At 72.1% G+C, this 19,954-nt stretch carries 17 protein-coding genes; 13 read left to right on the top strand and 4 right to left on the bottom strand.

From position 1 onward, the window contains the following. Window positions 1–33: 33 nt before the first annotated feature. Window positions 34–1,275: an exodeoxyribonuclease VII large subunit gene (gene xseA, locus H7A69_RS11540; RefSeq protein WP_182047145.1), complete on the bottom strand. Its 1,242-nt coding sequence runs from the start codon at window positions 1,273–1,275 to the stop codon at window positions 34–36. A 103-nt stretch (window positions 1,276–1,378) separates the two neighbouring features. Here xseA and H7A69_RS11535 point away from each other — a divergent pair, with 103 nt between their 5' ends. Continuing rightward, a complete protein-coding gene (locus H7A69_RS11535) occupies window positions 1,379–2,443 on the top strand; it encodes a 4-hydroxy-3-methylbut-2-enyl diphosphate reductase (RefSeq protein ID WP_411469364.1) in 1,065 nt (354 codons plus the stop codon). After that, window positions 2,440–3,204, top strand: coding sequence for a DUF6264 family protein (locus H7A69_RS11530; RefSeq protein WP_182047144.1), 765 nt, complete (start codon window positions 2,440–2,442; stop codon window positions 3,202–3,204). The genes H7A69_RS11535 and H7A69_RS11530 overlap by 4 nt, the downstream gene beginning before the upstream one ends. Before the next feature lie 37 nt (window positions 3,205–3,241). Here the strand turns inward: H7A69_RS11530 and H7A69_RS11525 are convergent, their stop codons facing one another. Then, window positions 3,242–4,498: a M18 family aminopeptidase gene (locus H7A69_RS11525; RefSeq protein ID WP_182047143.1), complete on the bottom strand. Its 1,257-nt coding sequence runs from the start codon at window positions 4,496–4,498 to the stop codon at window positions 3,242–3,244. Window positions 4,499–4,602: 104 nt separating this feature from the next. Then, window positions 4,603–5,631 (bottom strand): class II fructose-bisphosphate aldolase, encoded by a 1,029-nt coding sequence (gene fbaA / locus H7A69_RS11520; RefSeq protein WP_069711688.1) that lies wholly within the window; start codon window positions 5,629–5,631, stop codon window positions 4,603–4,605. 121 nt (window positions 5,632–5,752) lie between these two features. On the opposite strand from fbaA, the gene glpX reads away from it, so the two are divergent. Further along, entirely contained in the window at window positions 5,753–6,742 is a 990-nt protein-coding gene (gene glpX, locus H7A69_RS11515; protein ID WP_083263742.1) for a class II fructose-bisphosphatase, read from the top strand. Window positions 6,743–6,871: 129 nt separating this feature from the next. Here glpX and H7A69_RS11510 read toward each other — a convergent pair whose 3' ends face one another. Next, a complete protein-coding gene (locus H7A69_RS11510; RefSeq protein WP_182047142.1) occupies window positions 6,872–8,134 on the bottom strand; it encodes a DNA recombination protein RmuC in 1,263 nt (420 codons plus the stop codon). Between the two features lie 165 nt (window positions 8,135–8,299). Here H7A69_RS11510 and iolC point away from each other — a divergent pair, with 165 nt between their 5' ends. Genes iolC through H7A69_RS11460 form a run of 10 tightly spaced genes read left to right on the top strand, consistent with a single transcriptional unit; the run spans window position 8,300 to window position 19,919 of the window. After that, complete coding sequence (gene iolC, locus H7A69_RS11505; RefSeq protein ID WP_182047141.1) at window positions 8,300–9,304, top strand: 5-dehydro-2-deoxygluconokinase; 1,005 nt, start codon at window positions 8,300–8,302, stop codon at window positions 9,302–9,304. Next, window positions 9,297–10,286, top strand: coding sequence for a class I fructose-bisphosphate aldolase (locus H7A69_RS11500; protein ID WP_182047140.1), 990 nt, complete (start codon window positions 9,297–9,299; stop codon window positions 10,284–10,286). The genes iolC and H7A69_RS11500 overlap by 8 nt, the downstream gene beginning before the upstream one ends. After that, complete coding sequence (locus H7A69_RS11495; protein WP_182047139.1) at window positions 10,283–11,827, top strand: CoA-acylating methylmalonate-semialdehyde dehydrogenase; 1,545 nt, start codon at window positions 10,283–10,285, stop codon at window positions 11,825–11,827. Before H7A69_RS11500 ends, H7A69_RS11495 begins: the two co-directional genes overlap by 4 nt. 7 nt (window positions 11,828–11,834) lie before the next feature. Next, entirely contained in the window at window positions 11,835–12,740 is a 906-nt protein-coding gene (gene iolB, locus H7A69_RS11490) for a 5-deoxy-glucuronate isomerase (protein ID WP_182047138.1), read from the top strand. Next, the gene (gene iolD, locus H7A69_RS11485) at window positions 12,737–14,644 is read left to right on the top strand and encodes a 3D-(3,5/4)-trihydroxycyclohexane-1,2-dione acylhydrolase (decyclizing) (RefSeq protein ID WP_182047137.1); all 1,908 of its coding nucleotides are present in this window, start codon (window positions 12,737–12,739) and stop codon (window positions 14,642–14,644) included. The genes iolB and iolD overlap by 4 nt, the downstream gene beginning before the upstream one ends. Before the next feature lie 47 nt (window positions 14,645–14,691). Then, on the top strand, window positions 14,692–15,645 hold the full coding sequence (locus tag H7A69_RS11480; protein WP_182047136.1) for a sugar phosphate isomerase/epimerase family protein: 954 nt from the start codon (window positions 14,692–14,694) through the stop codon (window positions 15,643–15,645). Between the two features lie 32 nt (window positions 15,646–15,677). After that, the gene (locus H7A69_RS11475; protein ID WP_182047135.1) at window positions 15,678–16,742 is read left to right on the top strand and encodes a Gfo/Idh/MocA family protein; all 1,065 of its coding nucleotides are present in this window, start codon (window positions 15,678–15,680) and stop codon (window positions 16,740–16,742) included. Continuing rightward, window positions 16,742–17,611, top strand: coding sequence for a sugar phosphate isomerase/epimerase family protein (locus tag H7A69_RS11470; RefSeq protein WP_069711679.1), 870 nt, complete (start codon window positions 16,742–16,744; stop codon window positions 17,609–17,611). Before H7A69_RS11475 ends, H7A69_RS11470 begins: the two co-directional genes overlap by 1 nt. After that, entirely contained in the window at window positions 17,608–18,720 is a 1,113-nt protein-coding gene (locus tag H7A69_RS11465) for a transaldolase family protein (RefSeq protein ID WP_182047134.1), read from the top strand. The genes H7A69_RS11470 and H7A69_RS11465 overlap by 4 nt, the downstream gene beginning before the upstream one ends. Beyond that, window positions 18,717–19,919, top strand: coding sequence for a Gfo/Idh/MocA family protein (locus H7A69_RS11460; RefSeq protein ID WP_182047133.1), 1,203 nt, complete (start codon window positions 18,717–18,719; stop codon window positions 19,917–19,919). The genes H7A69_RS11465 and H7A69_RS11460 overlap by 4 nt, the downstream gene beginning before the upstream one ends. Window positions 19,920–19,954: the final 35 nt, after the last annotated feature.

Raw genomic sequence — 19,954 nt, 5'->3', positions numbered from 1 at the left:
GTCAGGCGCCGGAGCCCTCAGGTACCGGAGCCCTCAGGCGCCGGAGCCGTCCGGCCCCGGTCCGTCCGGTTCGAGCGTGCCGGTGGCGGTGCCGGCACCGAGCGTGACGTGCACGGGCGTGGCACCGTCGAGGTCGTCCGAGCCGCGCACCACCCCGCCGTCGGCGGTCTGCACGATGGCGTACCCACGCCGCAGGGTGTCCCGCGGCGACAGCGACCGGAGCCTGGCGGTGAGGTGGCCGACGTCGGCGTGCGAGCGCTCGAGCCGGCGGTCCACGAGCTCCCGCGCCCGGGAGAGGTCGCGCGCGACCTCCTCCGCCCGGGTGTCGACGAGCCACGCGGTCGACGCCAGGGCCGGACGGGAACGCAGGGCGGCGATCCGGTCCGCCTCCACGGCGAGCACGTGCGACAGTCGGAGGCCCAGTCGGGCACGGGCCTGCCGGACGTTGGCGAGCTCCTCGGCGACGTCCGGCACGACCCGCTTGGCGGCGTCCGTCGGGGTGGAGGCTCGCAGGTCGGCGACCTCGTCGAGGATGGGGCGGTCGGCCTCGTGCCCGATGGCCGAGACGATCGGGGTCGTCGCGGCCGCCGCGGTCCGCACGAGTCCCTCGTCGCTGAAGCCGAGCAGGTTCTGGAAGTCGCCGCCGCCGCGCGCGACGATGATGACGTCGACGGTGGGGTCGGCGTCGAGCTCGACGATGGCGGCCGTGACCTCGCCGACGGCCCGCTCGCCCTGCACCGCGGTGTGGACGGTCCGGAACGCCACCTGCGGCCACCGCAGCTGTGCGTTCCGCTTGACGTCCTTCTCGGCGTCGGAGTCCTTGCCCGTGATCAGCCCGATCCGGTGCGGCAGGAACGGCAGTCGGCGCTTGCGCGACGGGTCGAACAGCCCCTCGGCCGCCAGGGTCCGTCGCAGCCGTTCGAGGCGCTCGAGCAGGTCACCGAGTCCGACGTGCTTCATCTCGACGACCTGCATGGTCAGCGAGCCGCCCTTGACCCAGTAGTTCGGCTTGACGGCGGCGACGACGCGGTCGCCCTGCTTCAGGTCCGCCGGCACCCGGGAGCGCACGCTCGACCAGATCGAGAACGACACCGTCGCGTCGACCTCGACGTCCTTGAGCTTGCCGTACACGTTGCCGCCGGCGACGTTCCACTGGGTGATCTCGCCCTCGACCCACGCGGTGCCGAGCCGGTCGATCCAGTCGCGGATCTTCGCGCCGAGCAGCGCGACGGGCCACGGGTTGTCGGCCGTCGGCGGGCCCTGTTCGATCGCCATGCCCCCATGCTGCCGCATCCCGCGGACAGCGCCGCACGGCCCGCACACCGCGGCCGGGTCGACACCCAGGCCGCACGCCCGCCCGACACCTATCATCGGGGGCGTGACGATCACCAACGGCCGCACGGTCCCGCTCGCCCCGCCCCGGGTGCACGCCGCGCGGGGCCGCCTGCGGGACGAGCCGGTCGCCGGCGCGAAGAAGGTGCTGCTCGCCGCCCCGCGCGGGTACTGCGCCGGGGTCGACCGCGCGGTCGTCGCGGTCGAGAAGGCCCTCGAGCAGTACGGCGAGCCCGTGTACGTCCGCAAGCAGATCGTCCACAACGTGCACGTGGTCTCGACCCTCGAGCAGCGCGGTGCGGTGTTCGTCGACGACGTCGCCGAGGTGCCCCGCGGCGCGCACGTCGTCTTCAGTGCGCACGGTGTCTCGCCCGCGGTCGTCGCCGGTGCCGCGGAGCGCGACCTGCACGCGATCGACGCCACCTGCCCCCTCGTCACGAAGGTCCACCGCGAGGCCACCCGATTCGCGAAGGCGGACCGCACGATCATCCTCATCGGGCACGCCGGCCACGAGGAGGTCGAGGGCACGATGGGCCACGCGCCCGAGCGCACGATCCTGGTCAACGGGCCCGAGGACGTCGCCGCGCTCCAGGTGTCCGACCCCGACAACCTCGTGTGGCTCTCGCAGACCACGCTGAGCGTCGACGAGACGATGGAGACCGTCCGCCTGCTGCGCGAGAAGTACCCGTCGATCCAGGACCCGCCGTCCGACGACATCTGCTACGCCACGCAGAACCGCCAGGTCGCGGTGAAGAAGGTCGCCCCCGCGGCGGACCTCGTCATCGTGGTCGGCTCGGCCAACTCCTCGAACAGCGTGCGCCTGGTCGAGGTCGCGCTCGAGCACGGTGCACGATCGGCGCACCGCGTCGACTACGCCGAGGAGATCCGCCAGGAGTGGCTCGACGGCGTCGCGACCGTCGGTGTGACCAGCGGCGCCTCCGTCCCCGAGGAACTCGTCGCCGAGGTCCTCGAGCAGCTCGCCGACGCCGGGTACGGCACGGTGGAAGAGGTCGTCACCGCCCACGAGGACCTGATGTTCTCGCTCCCCAAGGAACTCCGCACCGACGCGTCGGGCGCCCCGACGCGAGCACTCGGCGGGCGGCGCCGGTGACCGCGCCGCGGGGGGACTGGGCGGCGGTGCCGGTCCGCGACCCGGGACACGTCGACGAGACCGCGCTCGGCCGGGAGGCACGACCCGCCTCCGCGACGTCGGCCGGCGGTCGCGCGGACGGCCGGGTCCACGGCACGCCCGCCCCCGAGTACGGCGAGTACGCCCCGGCAGGCTGGGTGAACCCCGTGCTCGTCGAGCAGGAACGACAGGCCGCCGAGGAGCAGCGTCGGGACGCGGCACAGCGGCAGGAGGCCGCTCAGGGGCGGGACGCCGACGCACGTCGTCCGTCCGGCACCGCACGGCAGGCGTCGGACCGGCGCGACCGCGCGACGTCCGGCCCGGACGGCCGCCGTGGTTCGTCCACGTCGGCCACCGAGCCCGCGAGCCCGTACGGTGCCTCACGGCTCGACTTCGTGCTGACCGTCGGGCTGCTCACGCTGGGACTCTGGACGGTGCTCGGCACGCTCGACACGGGTCAGACGGCGAGCAGGACGCGGGCGACCGTCGAGCAGCGCTTCACCACGATGTCCGACCCGAGCACCATGTCGCTCGCAGCGGTCCTGATCGCCCTGAGCGGCATCGTGCTCCTCGCCCTCACCACGTGGTGGGCCGTCGCCCGTCTCCGCCGCCGGAAGTGGTCCACGTGGGTCCCACTCCTGGGCGGCGTCGTCTGGTTGACGGTGGTCGTCGTCGTGCTGACCGTCGTGGTGCTGGCGGACCCGAACCTCCACGAGTGGTTCGTGGGGCACAGCCGGGCGTAGGCCCGCTGAGTCCGGGTCGATCGGACCCTACCTCCGCCTACCCGGCGAGGAAGGCGGCGACCGCGCCGTGCAGTGCCGCGAGGTCGTCGACGTGCACGAGCTCGCGCACCGAGTGCATCGACAGCAGCCCGACGCCGATGTCGATCGTCGGGATGCCGAGCCGGGTCGCCGCGATCGGGCCGATCGTCGAGCCGCCCGGGATCGTGTTCACGTTGACGAAGGGCTGCCAGGTCACCCCGGCGGCGTCGCACGCGGCAGCCCAGACCGCCTCGCCCTTCGCCTCGGTCATGTAGCGCTGGTTCGCGCTGATCTTCAGGAGCGGACCCGCTCCCGGCCGCGGGCGGTTCGTCGGGTCGTGCTTCTCCGGCTGGTTCGGGTGCACGAGGTGCCCGGCGTCGCTCGAGAGCAGCCACGAGGCGCGGAAGGCCCGTGCCGCCTCCGAGCGGGTGGCGCCGAGGCCCTCCTGCACGCGGCCGAGGACGTCCTCGAGGAACGGGCCGCCCGCACCGGACGGGGTCGACGAGCCGATCTCCTCGTGGTCGAACGCGGCGAACACCGGGACGTGGTCACCGTCCGCCGGGGCCTCGATGATGCCGCGGAGCCCGGCGTGCACGCTCGTCAGGTTGTCCATCCGACCGGACGCCAGGAACGCGCCGTCGATGCCGATGCGCGCCGGGGCCTGCGTGTCCGCGAGGAAGAGGTCCCACGAGACCGCCTCGCCGACGCGGCCGCGCAGCCAGTCGAGCACGTCCGTGCCGCCGAACGCGGCATCGATCCCGACGACCGGCAGGGTGTGGCGCTGCCGGTCGATCTCCTTGCCGTCGTTCACGCCGCGGTCGAGGTGGATGGCGAGGTTCGGGATCCGGGCGACGGCGTCCGTCGACACGAGTCGGACCGCGCCGTCCGCGTCGACCACGCGGCCGGCGATGCGGAGGTCGCGGTCGAACCACGTCGACAGGAGCGCGCCGCCGTAGACCTCGACGTTGAGCTGCTCCCAGCCGCCCGTCCGGACGCCGGGGTTCGGCTTGATGCGGAACCCGGGGGAGTCGGTGTGCGCGCCGAGGATACGGAACGGGGTGGTCGCGGTCGCCGACTCCGGCAGGCGCCAGGCGATGACCGCACCGTCACGGACGACGACGTACGCGCCGGCCTCGGTGGGCCAGGCGTCGAGCTCCGACAGCTCGGTGAACCCTGCCGCCACGAGCTGGTCGCGCGCGACCGCGGCCGCGTGGAACGCGGTCGGGGACTCGGTGACGTACTGGGCGAACGAGGAGGCGATGGCGTCGGTGGTCACCCGCCCATCGTGTCACGGGCCGTGGTGGTGACCGGACGCAGAACGGGGCGCGTCCGTCGGACGCGCCCCGTTCCTCCCGGCCGGTGACCCCGGGTACGGCTGGATCAGCCCTTGGTGTTGCCGGCCGAGCCGAGGACCTTCGCGGCCTCGCCGACGCGAGCCGCCATGGCGGTCTCGGCGACCTTGCCCCAGGCGCGCGGGTCGTACTGCTTCTTGTTGCCGACCTCGCCGTCGACCTTGAGCACGCCCTCGTAGTTGCGGAACATCGAGTCGGCGATCGAGCGCGTGAACGCGTACTGCGTGTCCGTGTCGATGTTCATCTTGATGACGCCGTTGCGGACGGCCTCGTGGATCTCGTCGTCGGTCGAGCCGGAGCCGCCGTGGAAGACGAGGTCGAGCGGGTTCTCGCCGGTGCCGTGCTTCTCGGCGACCGAGCGCTGGATCTCGCCGAGGAGCTCCGGACGCAGCTTGACGTTGCCCGGCTTGTACACGCCGTGCACGTTGCCGAACGTCAGCGCGGCGATCCAACGGCCCCGGTCGCCCAGGCCCAGCGCGTCGACGACCTTCTCGACGTCGTTCGGGGTCGTGTAGAGCGCGTCGTTCGTGCCCTCGTGCTGGACGCCGTCCTCCTCGCCGCCGACGACGCCGATCTCGACCTCGAGGATCGCGTTGATGTTGCGCGTCTTCTCGATCATCGTGCGGGCGATCTCGATGTTCTCGTCGAGCGGCACGGCCGAGCCGTCCCACATGTGCGACTGGAAGATCGGGTTGCGGCCCTGGCGGACCTCCTCCTCGCTCGCGGCGATGAGGGGGAGGACGAAGCCGTCGAGGGCGTCCTTCGGGCAGTGGTCGGTGTGCAGCGCGACAGTGATGTCGTAGTTCTTCGCGACCTCGTGGGCGAAGCGCGCCATCGCGAGGGCGCCCGCCGCGCGGTTCTTCACGGTGTGGCCGGCGAAGTAGTCGGCACCGCCCGTCGTCACCTGGAGGATGCCGTCCGAGCCGGCTTCCTGGAGTCCCTGGAGGACGGCGTTGATGGTCTGCGAGGAGGACACGTTCACCGCGGGGTAGGCGAACTTGCCGGCCTTCGCTCGTTCGAGCATCTCGGCGTACTGTTCCGGCGTTGCGATGGGCACTGCGATCTCCTTCGACGTGGTGGTGTCCACGCCGAGCCTAGTCAGGCGGACTGGAGGCGTCACGGGTGCACGTCCGTGCACCCGGTGCGGCTCCTGTGAGGGCGGTGGGTAGGCTCTGGTCGTGACTCCCACGACTGAGACCGGTGCCCTGTTCCTCCAGCCCGACCGCAACCTCGCGCTCGAGCTCGTGCGTGCGACGGAGGCCGCCGCGATCCGTGCGCAGCCGTGGGTCGGTCGGGGCGAGAAGAACCTCGCGGACGGCGCTGCGGTGGACGCGATGCGCAAGTTCCTCGGCACGGTGAACTTCGACGGCGTCGTCGTCATCGGTGAGGGCGAGAAGGACAACGCCCCGATGCTGTACAACGGCGAGCACGTCGGCAACGGCCACGGCCCGGCCTGCGACATCGCGGTCGACCCGATCGACGGCACCTCGCTCACCGCCGCCGGCCGCCAGAACGCGATCTCGGTGATGGCGGTGTCCGACCGCGGCTCGATGTACGACCCGTCGGCCGTGTTCTACATGGACAAGATCGCGGCCGGTCCCGAGGGGCGCGGGGTCCTCGACCTCGACAAGCCGATCGGTGACAACATCCGCGCCCTGGCGAAGGCGAAGGACAAGGACATCGAGGACATGCAGATCGCCGTCCTCGACCGCCCGCGCCACGACGAGCTCATCCGCGCGATCCGCGCGACCGGTGCCGGCACGCGACTGCTGCTCGACGGTGACGTCGCCGGCGGCATCTCGGCGGCGCTTCCCGGTTCGAAGATCGACATGTGCGTCGGTGTCGGCGGCACGCCGGAGGGCATCATCACCGCGTGCGCGATCAAGGCGCTCGGTGGCGTGATCCTCGGCAAGCTGCAGCCGAAGGACGACGAGGAGCGCGAGAAGGCGATCGCCGCCGGGCACGACCTCGACAAGGTGCTCGACCAGGACGACCTGGTGACGGGCGACAACACGTTCTTCGTCGCCACGGGCGTCACCGACGGTGTCCTCGTGGACGGTGTCCGTCGCTCCCGCGGGGTCATCCACACCGACTCGCTCGTGCTCCGCTCGCGCTCGAACACGATCCGCCGGATCCAGGCGGACCACCGCGCCGAGAAGTGGTTCTGATCCGGTTCGCATGACCGGTGGTGCTCGGCGGTGACGTCAGGCACCGAACCATGGATGCGACATCGAACCAGGCCGACCGGCTGGTTCGATGTCGCATCGCTGGTTCGACGCGCACCTCCGCGCCGGCGGTCAGTCCTCGTCGAGAGCGCCCACGAGCTCCGGCGCGGTGAGCAGCCGCGGCTCGTCGTCGATCGTCGCGGGGTCGGCGAGCACCTTCGACTCGTCGAGCAGCGACAGCCGCCGGGCACTCGGCAGCACCTGCCGCTCGAGCGACCCCACGAAGCGGTTGTAGTCGACGACAGAGCCGCGGATCGCCCGGCCGAGCTTGTCGACGTGTCCGCCCATGGTCGCCAGGCGGCCGTACAGCTCGCGGGACACCCGGAAGAGCTCGCGCGCCTCGGCGGTGACGACGTCCTGCTGCCACGAGAACGCGACGGTCTTGAGCACCGACCACAGCGTGACGGGTGACGCCAGGGCGATGCGCTTGCGGAAGGCGTGGTCGAGCAGCCCGGGGTCGGCGGCGAGGGCGGTCGAGACGAGGGACTCGGACGGGATGAACGCGATGGTGAGCTCGGGCGAGGCGTCGTAGCCCGTCCAGTACTCGCGGGCGGCGAGGGCGTCGACGTGCGCCCGCAGGGCCTTGACGTGCTGGGCGATGAGCTGGTCGCGCCGGGCACCCTCGGCGCCGGTCGCGCTCGCCGGGATCTCGGCCGCCTGCAGGTAGGCGCTGAACGGCACCTTCGCGTCGACCGCGATCGTCTTGCCGCCGGGCAGGTGCACGACCATGTCGGGTCGGGCGGTCCCCGCGGTCGTCGTGACCGAGGACTGCACGTCGAAGTCGACGCGTTCGAGCAGCCCGGCGGCCTCCACGACGTTCCGGAGCTGCGTCTCGCCCCACACGCCGCGGGTGCTGTTCGAGGACAGGGCGCTCGCGAGGGTGTCCGCCGTGGCCCGGAGGCGTTCCTCGGACTCGGCGGCGGACCGCAGCTGCGCGGAGAGGGCACCGTACTGCTCGCTGCGGGACTGCTCGAGCTCGGCGATCTTCGCGCGCATGACGTCGAGCGTCTGCGCGACCGGGCTCAGCGCGGAGAGCACCTTCGACTCGCCCTGCGTGCGCGCGGCGTCGGCGCCGTGCATGCGCTGCACGAGGTGCTCGAGCTCGGCCGCCCGACGCTCGAGCGAGTCGACCTGCCGGCGGTACTGGGCGTCCTGCGCGTCGAGCCGTTCCTCGGCGTCGGCGCGCGCGGTGTCGAGCTGCGCCCGCACGGCGTCGGCGGTGGCACGTGCCGCGGCGGCGTCGACGCCCGCGCGGGAGCGCGCGAGCGACCACGCGACGACGGCACCGACGGCCGCGCCGAGGACGAGGCCGATGACCAGGGCGAGGATCTGCATGACGCGACCCTGGCAGGTCCCACCGACACGCGCCTCCCGGCCCGCCGACGCGGCGAGCACGCGTCCGCACACGCGGACTCGAGCCATGTACTGACATTAGGGCAAAGTGCGTGTACAGTCGTGCTCGTCCGCCGAAGAAGCCGCACGGAAGGTCCATCGCGTCGCATGACCAACGAAGTTCCCCACGCCTACGACGTGATCACGATGGGACGCGTCAGCGTCGACGTCTACCCCCAGCAGACCGGTCCGCTCGAGGACGTCACGACCTTCTCGAAGTCCGTCGGCGGCAGCGCGACCAACGTCGCCATCGCCGCCGCACGCCACGGCGCGGAGACGGCCGTCGTCACCCGCACGGGCGACGACCCCTTCGGGCGGTACATCGCCAGGACCCTCCCCGAGCTGGGCGTCGCGAACGACTTCGTCGCCACGGTCGACGGGCTGAACACGCCCGTGGCGTTCTGCGAGATCTTCCCGCCGGACGACTTCCCGCTGTACTTCTACCGGGCCCCGAAGGCCCCGGACCTGATGATCACCGCGAAGTCCCTGCCGCTGCACGAGATCGAACGGGCGCGCATCTTCTGGACGACCGTGACGGGCCTGAGCGAGGAGCCGAGCCGGAGCGCGCACCACGCGGCGTTCGCGGCCCGGTCCGCGTCGACGGCTCCCACCCGGGTCCAGACCGTGCTCGACCTCGACTACCGGGCGGTGTTCTGGGCGAACCCCGCCGCCGCGACGCGCGAGGTCGCCGTCGCCCTGGAGCACGCGACCGTCGCGGTCGGCAACCGCGAGGAGTGCGAGGTCGCCGTGGGCGAGACCGATCCGGTCCGTGCCGCCGACGCCCTGCTCGAGCGCGGCGTCGAGGTCGCGATCGTCAAGCAGGGGCCGAAGGGCGTGCTCGCGAAGACCCGGGACGAGACGGTCGAGTTCCGCCCGCACACCATCGACGTCGTGAACGGCCTCGGGTCGGGTGACGGGTTCGGCGGTGCGCTGACCCACGGCCTCCTGCAGGGCTGGAGCCTCGACCGCACGCTGGCGTTCGCGAACGCCGCCGGGGCGATCGTGGCCACGCGGTTCGAGTGCTCGACCGCGATGCCGACCAGCGACGAGATCGAGCAGTTCCTGCGGGACAACCCCGTGCAGGCGACCACGAAGGAGGGCATCGATGCCTGAGATCAGCCCCGCCGACTTCGCCCGGCTGCGGGACCTCCGCGCCGGCGCACCGGAGCGCATCGCCGACGTGCTGCGCGCGCGGACCCGGCGCCCGCTGCTCGCCGACGACGGCAAGCTGTTCATCGTCGCCGCCGACCACCCCGCACGCGGCGCCCTGGCGGTCCGCGACGACCCGTCCGCGATGGCCGACCGCTACGACCTGCTCGAACGGCTCGTCGTCGCACTCGGCCGTCCGGGGGTGGACGGTGTCCTCGGCACGCCCGACATCGTCGAGGACCTCGCGCTCCTCGGCGCCCTCGACGGCAAGGTCGTCGTCGGGTCGATGAACCGCGGCGGGCTGCGGGGCGCCTCGTTCGAGCTCGACGACCGCTACACGGCGTACTCCGCGCGGGCGATCAAGGACGCCGGGCTCGACGTCGCGAAGCTGCTCGTGCGCGTCGCACTCGACGACGCCGGGACCGCGCCCACGCTCGAGGCCACCGCGCGTGCCGTGAGCGAGGCCGCTGCCCTGCGGCTGCCGATCATGCTCGAGCCGTTCATGTCGTCCTGGCGCGACGGCCGGGTGGTCAACGACCTGACCGCCGAGGCCGTGATCACCTCGATGGCGATCGCCGCGGGCCTGGGGGAGTCGAGCGCCTACAGCTGGCTCAAGGTCCCGGTCGTCGACGACATGGCCCGCGTGATGGCGGCGACGACGCTGCCGACGCTGCTGCTCGGCGGTGACCCGTCCGGCAGCCCCGACGAGACCTACGCCACCTGGGCCGACGCCCTCGCCCTGCCGGGCGTCCGCGGGCTCGTCGTCGGACGCACCCTGCTCTACCCCCAGGACGGCGACGTCGCCACCGCGGTCGACGTCGCGTCCTCCCTCGTCCACAGCCGGGAGGCCCGTGGCGAGTCCTCCACACCGGCTCGCGACCGACCCGGGTCGCCTGCCACGTCCACCACCCTGGACACGTCCGTCCCGGAAGGAAGCAGCGCATGACCACCACGGAACAGCCAGCAACCGAGCAGTCGAACACCGAGCAGGGACTCGCAACGGTCGGGCACTGGATCGACGGCGAGCACGTCGCGTCGACCTCGGGCCGGACGGCCCCGGTGTACGACCCGGCGCTCGGCGTCGTGACCAAGCGGGTCGCCCTGGCCGACGAGTCCGAGATCCAGCGGGCGATCGCGAGCGCGAAGGCCGCGTTCCCGGCCTGGAGCCAGATGTCGCTCGCGAAGCGCCAGCAGGTCCTCTTCGCGTTCCGCGAGGTCCTCAACCGCGACAAGGCCGAGCTCGCCGAGATCATCACGAGCGAGCACGGCAAGGTCACCTCGGACGCGCTCGGCGAGATCGCCCGCGGGCAGGAGGTCGTGGAGCTCGCGACGAGCATCCCCTCGCTGATGAAGGGCGAGTTCTCCGACCAGGTGTCGACCGGCATCGACGTCTACTCGATCCGCCAGCCGCTCGGGGTCGTCGGCATCATCTCGCCGTTCAACTTCCCGGCCATGGTGCCGCTGTGGTTCCTGCCGATCGCGATCGCGGCCGGCAACACCGTCGTGCTCAAGCCGAGCGAGAAGGACCCGAGCGCGGCGATCTGGCTCGCGCAGAAGTTCCGGGAGGCCGGGCTGCCCGACGGCGTCTTCACGGTGCTCAACGGTGACAAGGAGTCCGTCGACGGCCTCCTCACCAGCCCGGACGTCGAGTCGATCTCGTTCGTCGGGTCCACCCCGATCGCGCAGTACGTCTACGAGACCGGCACGAAGCACGGCAAGCGCGTGCAGGCCCTCGGCGGCGCGAAGAACCACATGCTCGTGCTGCCGGACGCCGACCTCGACCTCGTCGCCGACAACGCGATCAACGCGGGCTTCGGCTCGGCCGGTGAGCGCTGCATGGCGATCTCGGTCGTCGTCGCGGTCGAGCCGGTCGCCGACGAGCTGATCGCGAAGATCAGCGAGCGCGCGGCGACGCTGCGCATCGGCGACGGACGCCGGGGCTGCGACATGGGCCCGCTCGTCACCGAGCAGCACCGCGACAAGGTCGCCTCGTACATCGAGGTCGCCGAGCAGGACGGTGCGGAGGTCGTGGTGGACGGCCGCACCGTCCGACCCGACGGCGACGAGAACGGCTTCTGGCTCGGTCCGACGCTGATCGACCGGGTGCCGACGTCGAGTCGCGTGTACACCGAGGAGATCTTCGGCCCGGTGCTGTCGGTCGTCCGCGTGCAGACCTACGAGGAGGGGCTCGAGCTCATCAACTCCGGCGCCTTCGGCAACGGCACGGCGATCTTCACGAACGACGGCGGTGCCGCCCGTCGGTTCCAGCGGGACGTGCAGGTCGGCATGATCGGCATCAACGTCCCGATCCCGGTGCCGGTCGCGTACTACTCGTTCGGTGGCTGGCGGAACTCGCTGTTCGGCGACCACAAGGCGTACGGCGCGGACGGCGTGAGCTTCTTCACCCGGCAGAAGGCGATCACCTCGCGGTGGCTCGACCCCGCCGTGCACGGTGGCGTCGACCTCGGCTTCCCCGCGAACGGCTGACCCGGGGATGGCGAACGACGACTGGTTCGTCCGGGCGGGCAGCCGACCGGAGGACGGCTGGACCGACGTGGTCGACGGACGGGTGCCGGGGTGGGCGCACACCGGCCTGCGGACCGGCGCGCTGACCGACGGGGCCGAGCTGCGCCTCCCGGCCGCCGCCGTGGAGCGCATCGTGGTGCCGCTCGCCGGCACCTTCTCCGTCGCCTACGCGGGCGACGCGGGGACCGGGGAACAGGCACTGGCGGGACGCCGCAGCGTCTTCGACGGGCCGACCGACGTCCTGTACCTCGGGTCCGGGTCGGAGGCGCGGATCACCGGCAGCGGTCGGCTCGCGGTCGCCGAGGTCCCCACCGACACGGTGAAGCCCTCGACGTACATCGCGCGCGGCGACGTCCCCGTCGAGCTCCGCGGTGCCGGGCAGTCCAGCCGGCAGGTGCACAACTTCGGCACCCCGGCCGCGCTCGACGCCGTCAAGGCGATCGTGTGCGAGGTGATCACGCCGGCCGGCAACTGGTCGTCGTACCCGCCGCACAAGCACGACACGCACCGGCCCGGCGAGGAGTCGGACCTCGAGGAGATCTACTACTACGAGGCCGACGTGGCCCGTGGTGTCGATGCTCCGGAGACCGCCGAACCCTTCGCCCTGCACCGCACGTACGCCTCGGACGACCGGCCGATCGACGAGTTCCGTCAGGTCCGCAGCGGCGACATCGCCCTCGTGCCGTACGGCTGGCACGGCCCGGCCGTCGCGGCACCGGGCTACGACATGTACTACCTCAACGTGATGGCCGGGCCCGACCCGGAGCGCGTCTGGAACATCACCGACGACCCCGCCCACGGGTGGGTCCGTCAGGTGTGGGAGTCGGAAGCCGTCGACCCGCGCCTGCCCTACGAGAAGGAGTCCGACCGATGACCGCCACCCGCCGCATGACCGTCGGCCAGGCCCTCGTCGCGTTCCTCGCGAACCAGTGGACCGTCGACGGCGACCACCGCGAGCGCACGATCCCGGGGATCTTCGGCATCTTCGGGCACGGCAACGTCGCGGGCCTCGGCCAGGCGATCAAGCAGCTGCACGTGGAGCAGCCGGGTCTGCTGCCGTACCACCAGGCGCGCAACGAGCAGGCGATGGTGCACGAGGCCGTCGGGTTCGCACGCATGCACCGTCGTCGTGCGACCTTCGCCAGCGCGGCGTCGGTCGGCCCGGGCGCCGCGAACATGCTGACCGCCGCCGCCCTCGCGACGACGAACCGGCTGCCGGCGCTGCTGCTGCCGTCGGACACGTTCGCGACCCGGACCACGGACCCGGTGCTGCAGCAGATCGAGATGCCGCACGACACCTCGATCCAGGTCACCGACGCGTTCCGACCGCTGTCCCGGTTCTTCGACCGCGTCGAGCGTCCGGAGCAGCTGTTCTCGATCGCGCTCGCCGCCATGCGGGTGCTCACCGACCCGGCCGAGACCGGAGCCGTGACCATCGCCCTGCCCGAGGACGTGCAGGCCGAGGCCTTCGACGTCCCCGTCGCGTTCCTCCAGCCGCGCGAGTGGCACCTCCGCCGTCCGCTGCCCGAGCACGGTCCGCTCGCCCGGGCCGTCGAGGCGATCCGCGCCGCCGAGCGCCCCGTGGTCGTCGCCGGTGGCGGCGTGCTGTACTCGGACGCGGCGTCGGAGCTCGCCGCCTTCGTCGAGGCGACGGGCATCCCGGTCGGCACCTCGCAGGCCGGCGGCGGCGCACTCGTCTGGGACCACCCGCAGTACCTCGGCGGCATCGGCGCGACCGGCACGGCGGCAGCGAACGCGATCGCCGCCCAGGCCGACGTCGTGATCGGCATCGGGACCCGGTACAGCGACTTCACCACGGCGTCACGGACCGCCTTCCAGCACCCGGACGTGACGTTCGTGAACGTGAACGTCGCCGCGTTCGACGCGTACAAGCACGGCTCGCAGCTGCCGGTCGTCGCGGATGCCCGGGAGGCGCTGGTCGCGTTGACCGCCGCGCTCACGTCCGACTCGTCGTACGCGGTGGACCCCGGGTACGCCGCCGAGATCGCCCAGCGCAAGCAGGAGTGGGACACCGTCGTCGACGCCGCCTTCGCTCCGTCCGGTCTCGCGCTGCCCGGTCAGGCGGAGATCATCGGCGCGGTGCAGGAGGCATCCGACCCGCGCGACGTCGTGATCCAGGCGGCGGGGTCGCTGCCGGGTGACCTGCACAAGCTGTGGCGGGTGCGCGACGAGCTCGGCTACCACGTCGAGTACGCGTTCTCGTGCATGGGGTACGAGATCGCGGGCGGGATCGGCGTCCGACGGGGTGCTCCCGACCGCGACGCCATCGTGATGGTCGGCGACGGCAGCTACCTCATGCTGCACACCGAGCTCGTCACCGCCGTGGCCGAGGGCATCAAGATCGTGGTCGTGCTCATCCAGAACCACGGGTACGCCTCGATCGGGCACCTGTCCGAGACCGTCGGATCCGAGCGCTACGGCACCAGGTACCGGTACCTCGACGAGACGCAGTCGTTCGAGAACGGCGACCCGCTGCCCGTGGACCTGGCGGCCAACGCCCGCTCCTACGGCGTGGACGTCATCGAGGTCCAGCCGGGCCCGGACGCGATCGCGGACCTCCGGGCCGCGGTCCGGCAGGCCAAGGCGAACGACCACACCACGCTGGTGCACGTGAACTCCGACCCCCTGCTGTACGCGCCCGAGGGCGACGGCTGGTGGGACGTGCCGGTCGCGCAGACCTCCGCCCTGCCGAGCACGCAGCAGGCCCGTACCGACTACGAGCAGCAGGTCGCCCACCAGCGGCCCCTGCTCGGCTGACCCTCCACCCCACACCGGGCCGCGGCCCAGAAAGCGACAGCGACGTCATGACCGACACCGCCACCCCCGCCGGCACCCCGTCCACGGACGCACCGCCCGCCTCCATCCGGATCGGCACCGCGCCCGACTCGTGGGGCGTCTGGTTCCCGGACGACCCCGCCCAGGTGCCGTGGCAGCGCTTCCTCGACGAGGCGGCTGCGGCCGGCTACGAGTGGATCGAACTCGGCCCGTACGGGTACCTGCCCACCGACCCGGCGCAGCTGTCGGACGAGCTCGAGTCCCGCGGGCTGCGGCTCTCCGCCGGCACGGTCTTCACCGGGTTCCACAAGGGCGAGGACCAGTTCCAGCGCGCGTGGGACCAGGCGGTCGCGGTGGCCGGCCTCGCCTCGGCACTCGGTGCCGAGCACCTCGTGACCATCCCGGACCTCTGGCGCTCGGACGCGACCTCGGAGGTGCTCGAGGCGCGCACACTGACCGACGAGCAGTGGGAGCGCCTGGGCAAGGGGCACGACCAGCTCGGCAAGGCGCTGCTCGAGGAGTACGGCGTCCACCAGCAGTTCCACACACACGCGGACAGCCACGTCGGCACGTACCGCGAGACCGTGCGCTTCCTCGAGGTGACGAACCCGGAGTACACGAACCTCTGCCTGGACACGGGACACTTCGCCTACTACGGCGGGGACAACCTCCGGCTCATCGCCGAGCACCCGGACCGCATCGGGTACCTGCACCTCAAGCAGGTGGACACCGAGCTGCTGTTCGACGTGCTGAAGAACGACGTGCCGTTCGCCACCGCCGTCGCGCAGGGGATCATGACCGAGCCGCCGCACGGCACGCCCGAGCTGGCCCCGATCATCGAGGCGGTCGCGGCGATCAACCCCGACGTCTTCGGCATCGTCGAGCAGGACATGTACGGCTGCTCGGTCGACGCTCCCGGCCCGATCGCCGAGCGCACCTTCCAGCACATCTTCGGATCCACCTCCGCCGCCCGCGCCTCCTGACGCGCCGTCACCACCCCCGGGAGAACACCACCATGACCACGCAGAACCTCCGCGTCGCCGTCGTCGGCGCCGGCATGATGGGCGCCGACCACGTCCGTCGCATCACCGCCAAGATCTCGAACGCCGACGTCGTCGCCGTCGTCGAGCCGGACGAGGCCCGCGCCCGGGCTGCCGCCGACCTCGCACCGGGCGCCGTCACCGCGGCGTCCTTCGACGAGGCCCTCGACGCGACCGACATCGACGCCGTCATCATCGCGACGCCCGGCTTCCTGCACGAGCCGATCCTCGTGACGGCCCTCGAGCGCGGCCTCACCGTCCTGTGCGAGAAGCCCCTCACGACCAGCGCCGAGGACTCGCTGCGCATCGTCGAGCTCGAGCAGCAGCACGCCACCCGTCCCGTGATCCAGGTCGGCTTCATGCGCCGCTTCGACGCGGGGTACCAGGAGCTCCGGGCGCTGCGCGAGTCCGGTGCCCACGGCGCACTGCTCGCGCTGCACCACGCGCACCGCAACCCGACGACCCCGCCGAACTTCAGCGAGTCGATGCTCATCCACGACTCGGTCATCCATGAGATCGACATCATCCCGTTCCTGACGGGGGAGCCGATCGTCGCGGTCGAGGTCAAGAAGCCGCGGAAGAACTCGCTCGCACCGGCGGACCTGCCCGAACCGCAGTTCGTGCTGTTCACCACGGAGTCCGGCACGATGGCGATCGTCGAGATCAACGTCAACGCCCAGTTCGGCTACCAGGTCACGACGGACGCCGTCTTCGAGTCCGGCGTCGCCTACATCGGTCGTGACACCTCCGCGACCGTCGTCGCCGCCGGGGCGACCGGTCAGGGCGTCACCCCGTCGTTCAAGGAGCGCTTCGGCGCCGCCTACGACGAGGAGGTCCAGCGCTGGGTCGACGCCGCACGCACCGGCGGCATCGACGGCCCGAGCGCCTGGGACGGCTACACGGCCTCCGTCGTCGCCGAGGTCGCGGTCCGTGCGCAGCAGTCCGGCGCGCTGGAGTCGGTCGAGTACGCGGTCGCGAAGCCCGCGTTCTACGAGACGGCAGGCGAGCCGGCCGCCACCGGTGCGCTCGCGGGGGCCTGATGCCGAAGATCGCCCTCGACCCGACCCCGTACCACCACGACCTCTCGCTGCTCGAGTTCCCGCGGAAGGTCGCCGACCTCGGGTACGAGTACCTGCAGCTCACGCCGCACCGCGACTTCATCCCGTTCTTCCGGCACCCGAAGGCCGACGACGACCTCGTGGACGCGTTCGCCGCAGCGTGCCGCGACGCCGGCGTGCAGGTCGCCTCGGTGCTGCCGGTGCTCCGGTGGTCCGGCCCGGACCGCGACGCCCGCGAGGCAGCGGTCACGAAGTGGAAGCGCGTCATCGAGATCACGAAGCGTCTCGGCGTGGACACGATCAACACCGAGTTCTCCGGTCGTCCCGAGCGCGCCGAGGAGTCCGAGGACGCCTTCTACCGCTCGATGGAGGAGCTCCTGCCGATCATCGAGGACGCCGGGCTCCGCGTGCTCATCGACCCGCACCCCGACGACTTCGTCGAGGACGGCCTCGAGGCACTCCGGGTGATCCGCGGGCTCAACTCGAAGCACGTCGGGTTCGTCTACGTCGCCTGCCACACGTTCCACTACGGCGGGAACATGGACGAGGTCATCGACGCCGCGGGGGACTCCCTGCAGCTCGTCCACGTCGCCGACGCCTACGACCACACCCGGTCGCACGGCCTCCGGTACATCACCAACCCGCCCGGCAACCCGGTCCGCGTGCACCAGCACCTGCCGGTCGGCGCGGCGGACGTCGACTTCGACGCCTTCTGGGCCGCACTCGACCGCGTCGGGTTCACCGCCCGCGAGGACACCGTGGCCGTGTCCAGCGTCTTCGCCGAGGACGAGGACGCCGACGCGGTGTCTCGGTTCCAGCTCGACACGATCACGAAGGGACTCACCCGATGACCGACACCCTCGAGACCCCGGCGTCCACCGGCGTCGACGCGCGGCCTGTCACCCTGCAGGCCGCGACGCAGACACCGACCGCACTGTGGAACGACTCGGCCGACCCGCACGAGCTGGCCGTCGCGATCGCCGAGTACGGTGCCGTCGGCGCGACGTGCAACCCGGTCATCGCCTACACGTGCATCCAGCAGGACCCGGCGACGTGGGAGCCGCGCATCCGGGCGATCGCGGCCGAGCACCCGACAGCGGGGGAGTCCTGGATCGGGTGGAAGGCCGTCGAGGAGCTCTCGATCGCCGCGGCCGCGCAGCTGCTCCCCGCGTTCGAGGCCTCCGGCGGGCGGAACGGCCGGCTCAGCATGCAGACCGACCCGCGCCTGCACCGCGACCGGGACGCCCTGGTCGAGCAGGCCGTGCGGTTCTCGCAGCTCGCCCCGAACATCATCGTGAAGATCCCGGCCACGGCGGTCGGCATCGCCGCGATCGAGGAGGCCGCGTACCGCGGGGTCTCGATCAACGCGACGGTGTCGTTCACGGTGCCGCAGGTCGTCGCCGTCGGCGAGGCCATCGAGCGTGCCCTCGACCGCCGCGCCGCCGACGGGCTGCCGGAGCAGGAGTTCGGGCACGTCGTCACGCTGATGGCCGGCCGGTTCGACGACTGGCTGAAGACCGTCGTCAAGCGGGACCACGTCATGGTCGACCCCGGCATCCTCGAGTGGGCCGGCGTCGCCGCCGTGAAGAACGCCTACCGGGTGTTCCAGGAGCGCGGCTTCCGCTCCCGGGTCCTCGTCGCCGCCTTCCGGAACGCCCTGCAGTGGTCGGAGTTCCAGGGCGGGGACCTCGTCGTGTCGCCCCCGTTCCAGTGGTCGCGGGACATCAACGCGAACGCGTTCCCGTGGCGCCCCGACGCCATCCACGACGAGGTGCCGGCGCACGTCATCGCGGCGCTGCGGGCCGCGACGCCGGAGTTCGCCCGCGGCTACGACGTCGACGGCATGACGGTCGACGAGTTCGACCGCTTCGGTGCCACGGTCACGACGCTGCGCCAGTTCCTCGACGCGGATGCCAAGCTCGACGCCCTGGTGCGGGACATCATCGTCCCCGCCGCATGAGCAGCGTGGACACCGTCGGTGTCGGCCTGGTCTCGGTGGGGTGGATGGGGCGGCTGCACTCCCGTGCGTACCGGGCCCTGCCGGACCACTTCCCGGAGCTCGGCGTGCAGCCGCGGCTCGTGGTCGCCGCGGACCCCGTCGAGGCCGCGCGCGACCAGGCCGTCACGCGCCTCGGGTACGAGCGTGCCGTCGCCGACTGGCGCGAGGTCCTCGCCGACCCCGCGGTCGAGGTCGTCTCGATCTGCTCGCCGAACTTCCTGCACCGCGAGATGGCGGTCGCGGCGGCCGAGGCCGGCAAGCCGTTCTGGATCGAGAAGCCGATGGGCCGGTACGCCAGCGACTCCCGGCAGATCCACGAGGCCGTGCAGCGCGCCGGCGTGATCACCAGCGTCGGCTTCAACTACCGGCACGCCCCGGCGGTCGAGCGCGCCCGTGAGCTCGTGCGGAGCGGACGGCTCGGCCGGATCACGAACGTGCGCGGCTCGCTCCTCGCCGACTACTCGTCCGACCCGGCGGCCCCGCTGACCTGGCGCTTCGAACGGGAGCGCGCCGGCTCCGGCGTGCTCGGTGACCTGCTGTCGCACGGGCTCGACCTCGCGCAGTACGTCGTCGGTCGGATCGCGAGCGTCAGCGCCCTCGCGGAGACGTTCATCACCGAGCGGCCGCTGCCCGGCGCCGGCATCGTCGACCGCTCGGCAGCGGCGACGGGGGAGCGGAAGCCGGTCGAGAACGAGGACTACGCGGCCCTGCTGTTCCGCTTCGAGGACGGCGCCGTCGGCACCATGGACTCGAGCCGGGTGATGCGCGGGCCGCACGCCGAGTACACGCTCGAGGTCTACGGCACGCGGGGCTCGGTGCGGTGGGACTTCCAGCGTCTGAACGAACTGCAGGTGTTCCTCGACGGGCAGGAGGTCGACGGGTACGCCACCCACTACGTCGCACCCGGCGACGGCGAGTTCGCCCGCTTCCAGCCGGGTGCGGGCACCGCGATGGGCTACGACGACCTGAAGACGATCGAGGCGGCGCAGTTCGTCGCGAGCGTCCGACGCGGGGAGCAGCTCGCGCCGTCGGTCGCCGACGGCCTGGCGGCCGCGTCGATCGTCGAGGCGGCGGAGGCGTCCATCGCCGACGGGGCGTGGCACGACGTGGTCCGCGTCGACGGGCCGGTGACGACGGACGCGGCGGCACCGGTGCTGTAGACGCGCGGGCCGACGGACGGGAGGCGCGGTGCCGG

It is taken from the genome of Curtobacterium sp. ME26, assembly GCF_903970945.1.
GTDB classification, from domain to species: domain Bacteria; phylum Actinomycetota; class Actinomycetes; order Actinomycetales; family Microbacteriaceae; genus Curtobacterium; species Curtobacterium citri.
The sequence above is the reverse complement of the archived record's forward strand: the minus strand, read 5'-3'. Positions and strand labels throughout refer to the sequence as shown.

Excerpts from the sequence above, each read along its gene's own strand:
- xseA (WP_182047145.1), bottom strand. The coding sequence starts at position 1,275 with ATGGCGATCGAACAGGGCCCGCCGACGGCCGACAACCCGTGGCCCGTC.
- H7A69_RS11510 (WP_182047142.1), bottom strand. The coding sequence starts at position 8,134 with ATGCAGATCCTCGCCCTGGTCATCGGCCTCGTCCTCGGCGCGGCCGTC.
- iolC (WP_182047141.1), top strand. The coding sequence starts at position 8,300 with ATGACCAACGAAGTTCCCCACGCCTACGACGTGATCACGATGGGACGC.
- H7A69_RS11500 (WP_182047140.1), top strand. The coding sequence starts at position 9,297 with ATGCCTGAGATCAGCCCCGCCGACTTCGCCCGGCTGCGGGACCTCCGC.
- H7A69_RS11495 (WP_182047139.1), top strand. The coding sequence starts at position 10,283 with ATGACCACCACGGAACAGCCAGCAACCGAGCAGTCGAACACCGAGCAG.
- iolB (WP_182047138.1), top strand. The coding sequence starts at position 11,835 with ATGGCGAACGACGACTGGTTCGTCCGGGCGGGCAGCCGACCGGAGGAC.
- iolD (WP_182047137.1), top strand. The coding sequence starts at position 12,737 with ATGACCGCCACCCGCCGCATGACCGTCGGCCAGGCCCTCGTCGCGTTC.
- H7A69_RS11480 (WP_182047136.1), top strand. The coding sequence starts at position 14,692 with ATGACCGACACCGCCACCCCCGCCGGCACCCCGTCCACGGACGCACCG.
- H7A69_RS11475 (WP_182047135.1), top strand. The coding sequence starts at position 15,678 with ATGACCACGCAGAACCTCCGCGTCGCCGTCGTCGGCGCCGGCATGATG.
- H7A69_RS11470 (WP_069711679.1), top strand. The coding sequence starts at position 16,742 with ATGCCGAAGATCGCCCTCGACCCGACCCCGTACCACCACGACCTCTCG.
- H7A69_RS11465 (WP_182047134.1), top strand. The coding sequence starts at position 17,608 with ATGACCGACACCCTCGAGACCCCGGCGTCCACCGGCGTCGACGCGCGG.
- H7A69_RS11460 (WP_182047133.1), top strand. The coding sequence starts at position 18,717 with ATGAGCAGCGTGGACACCGTCGGTGTCGGCCTGGTCTCGGTGGGGTGG.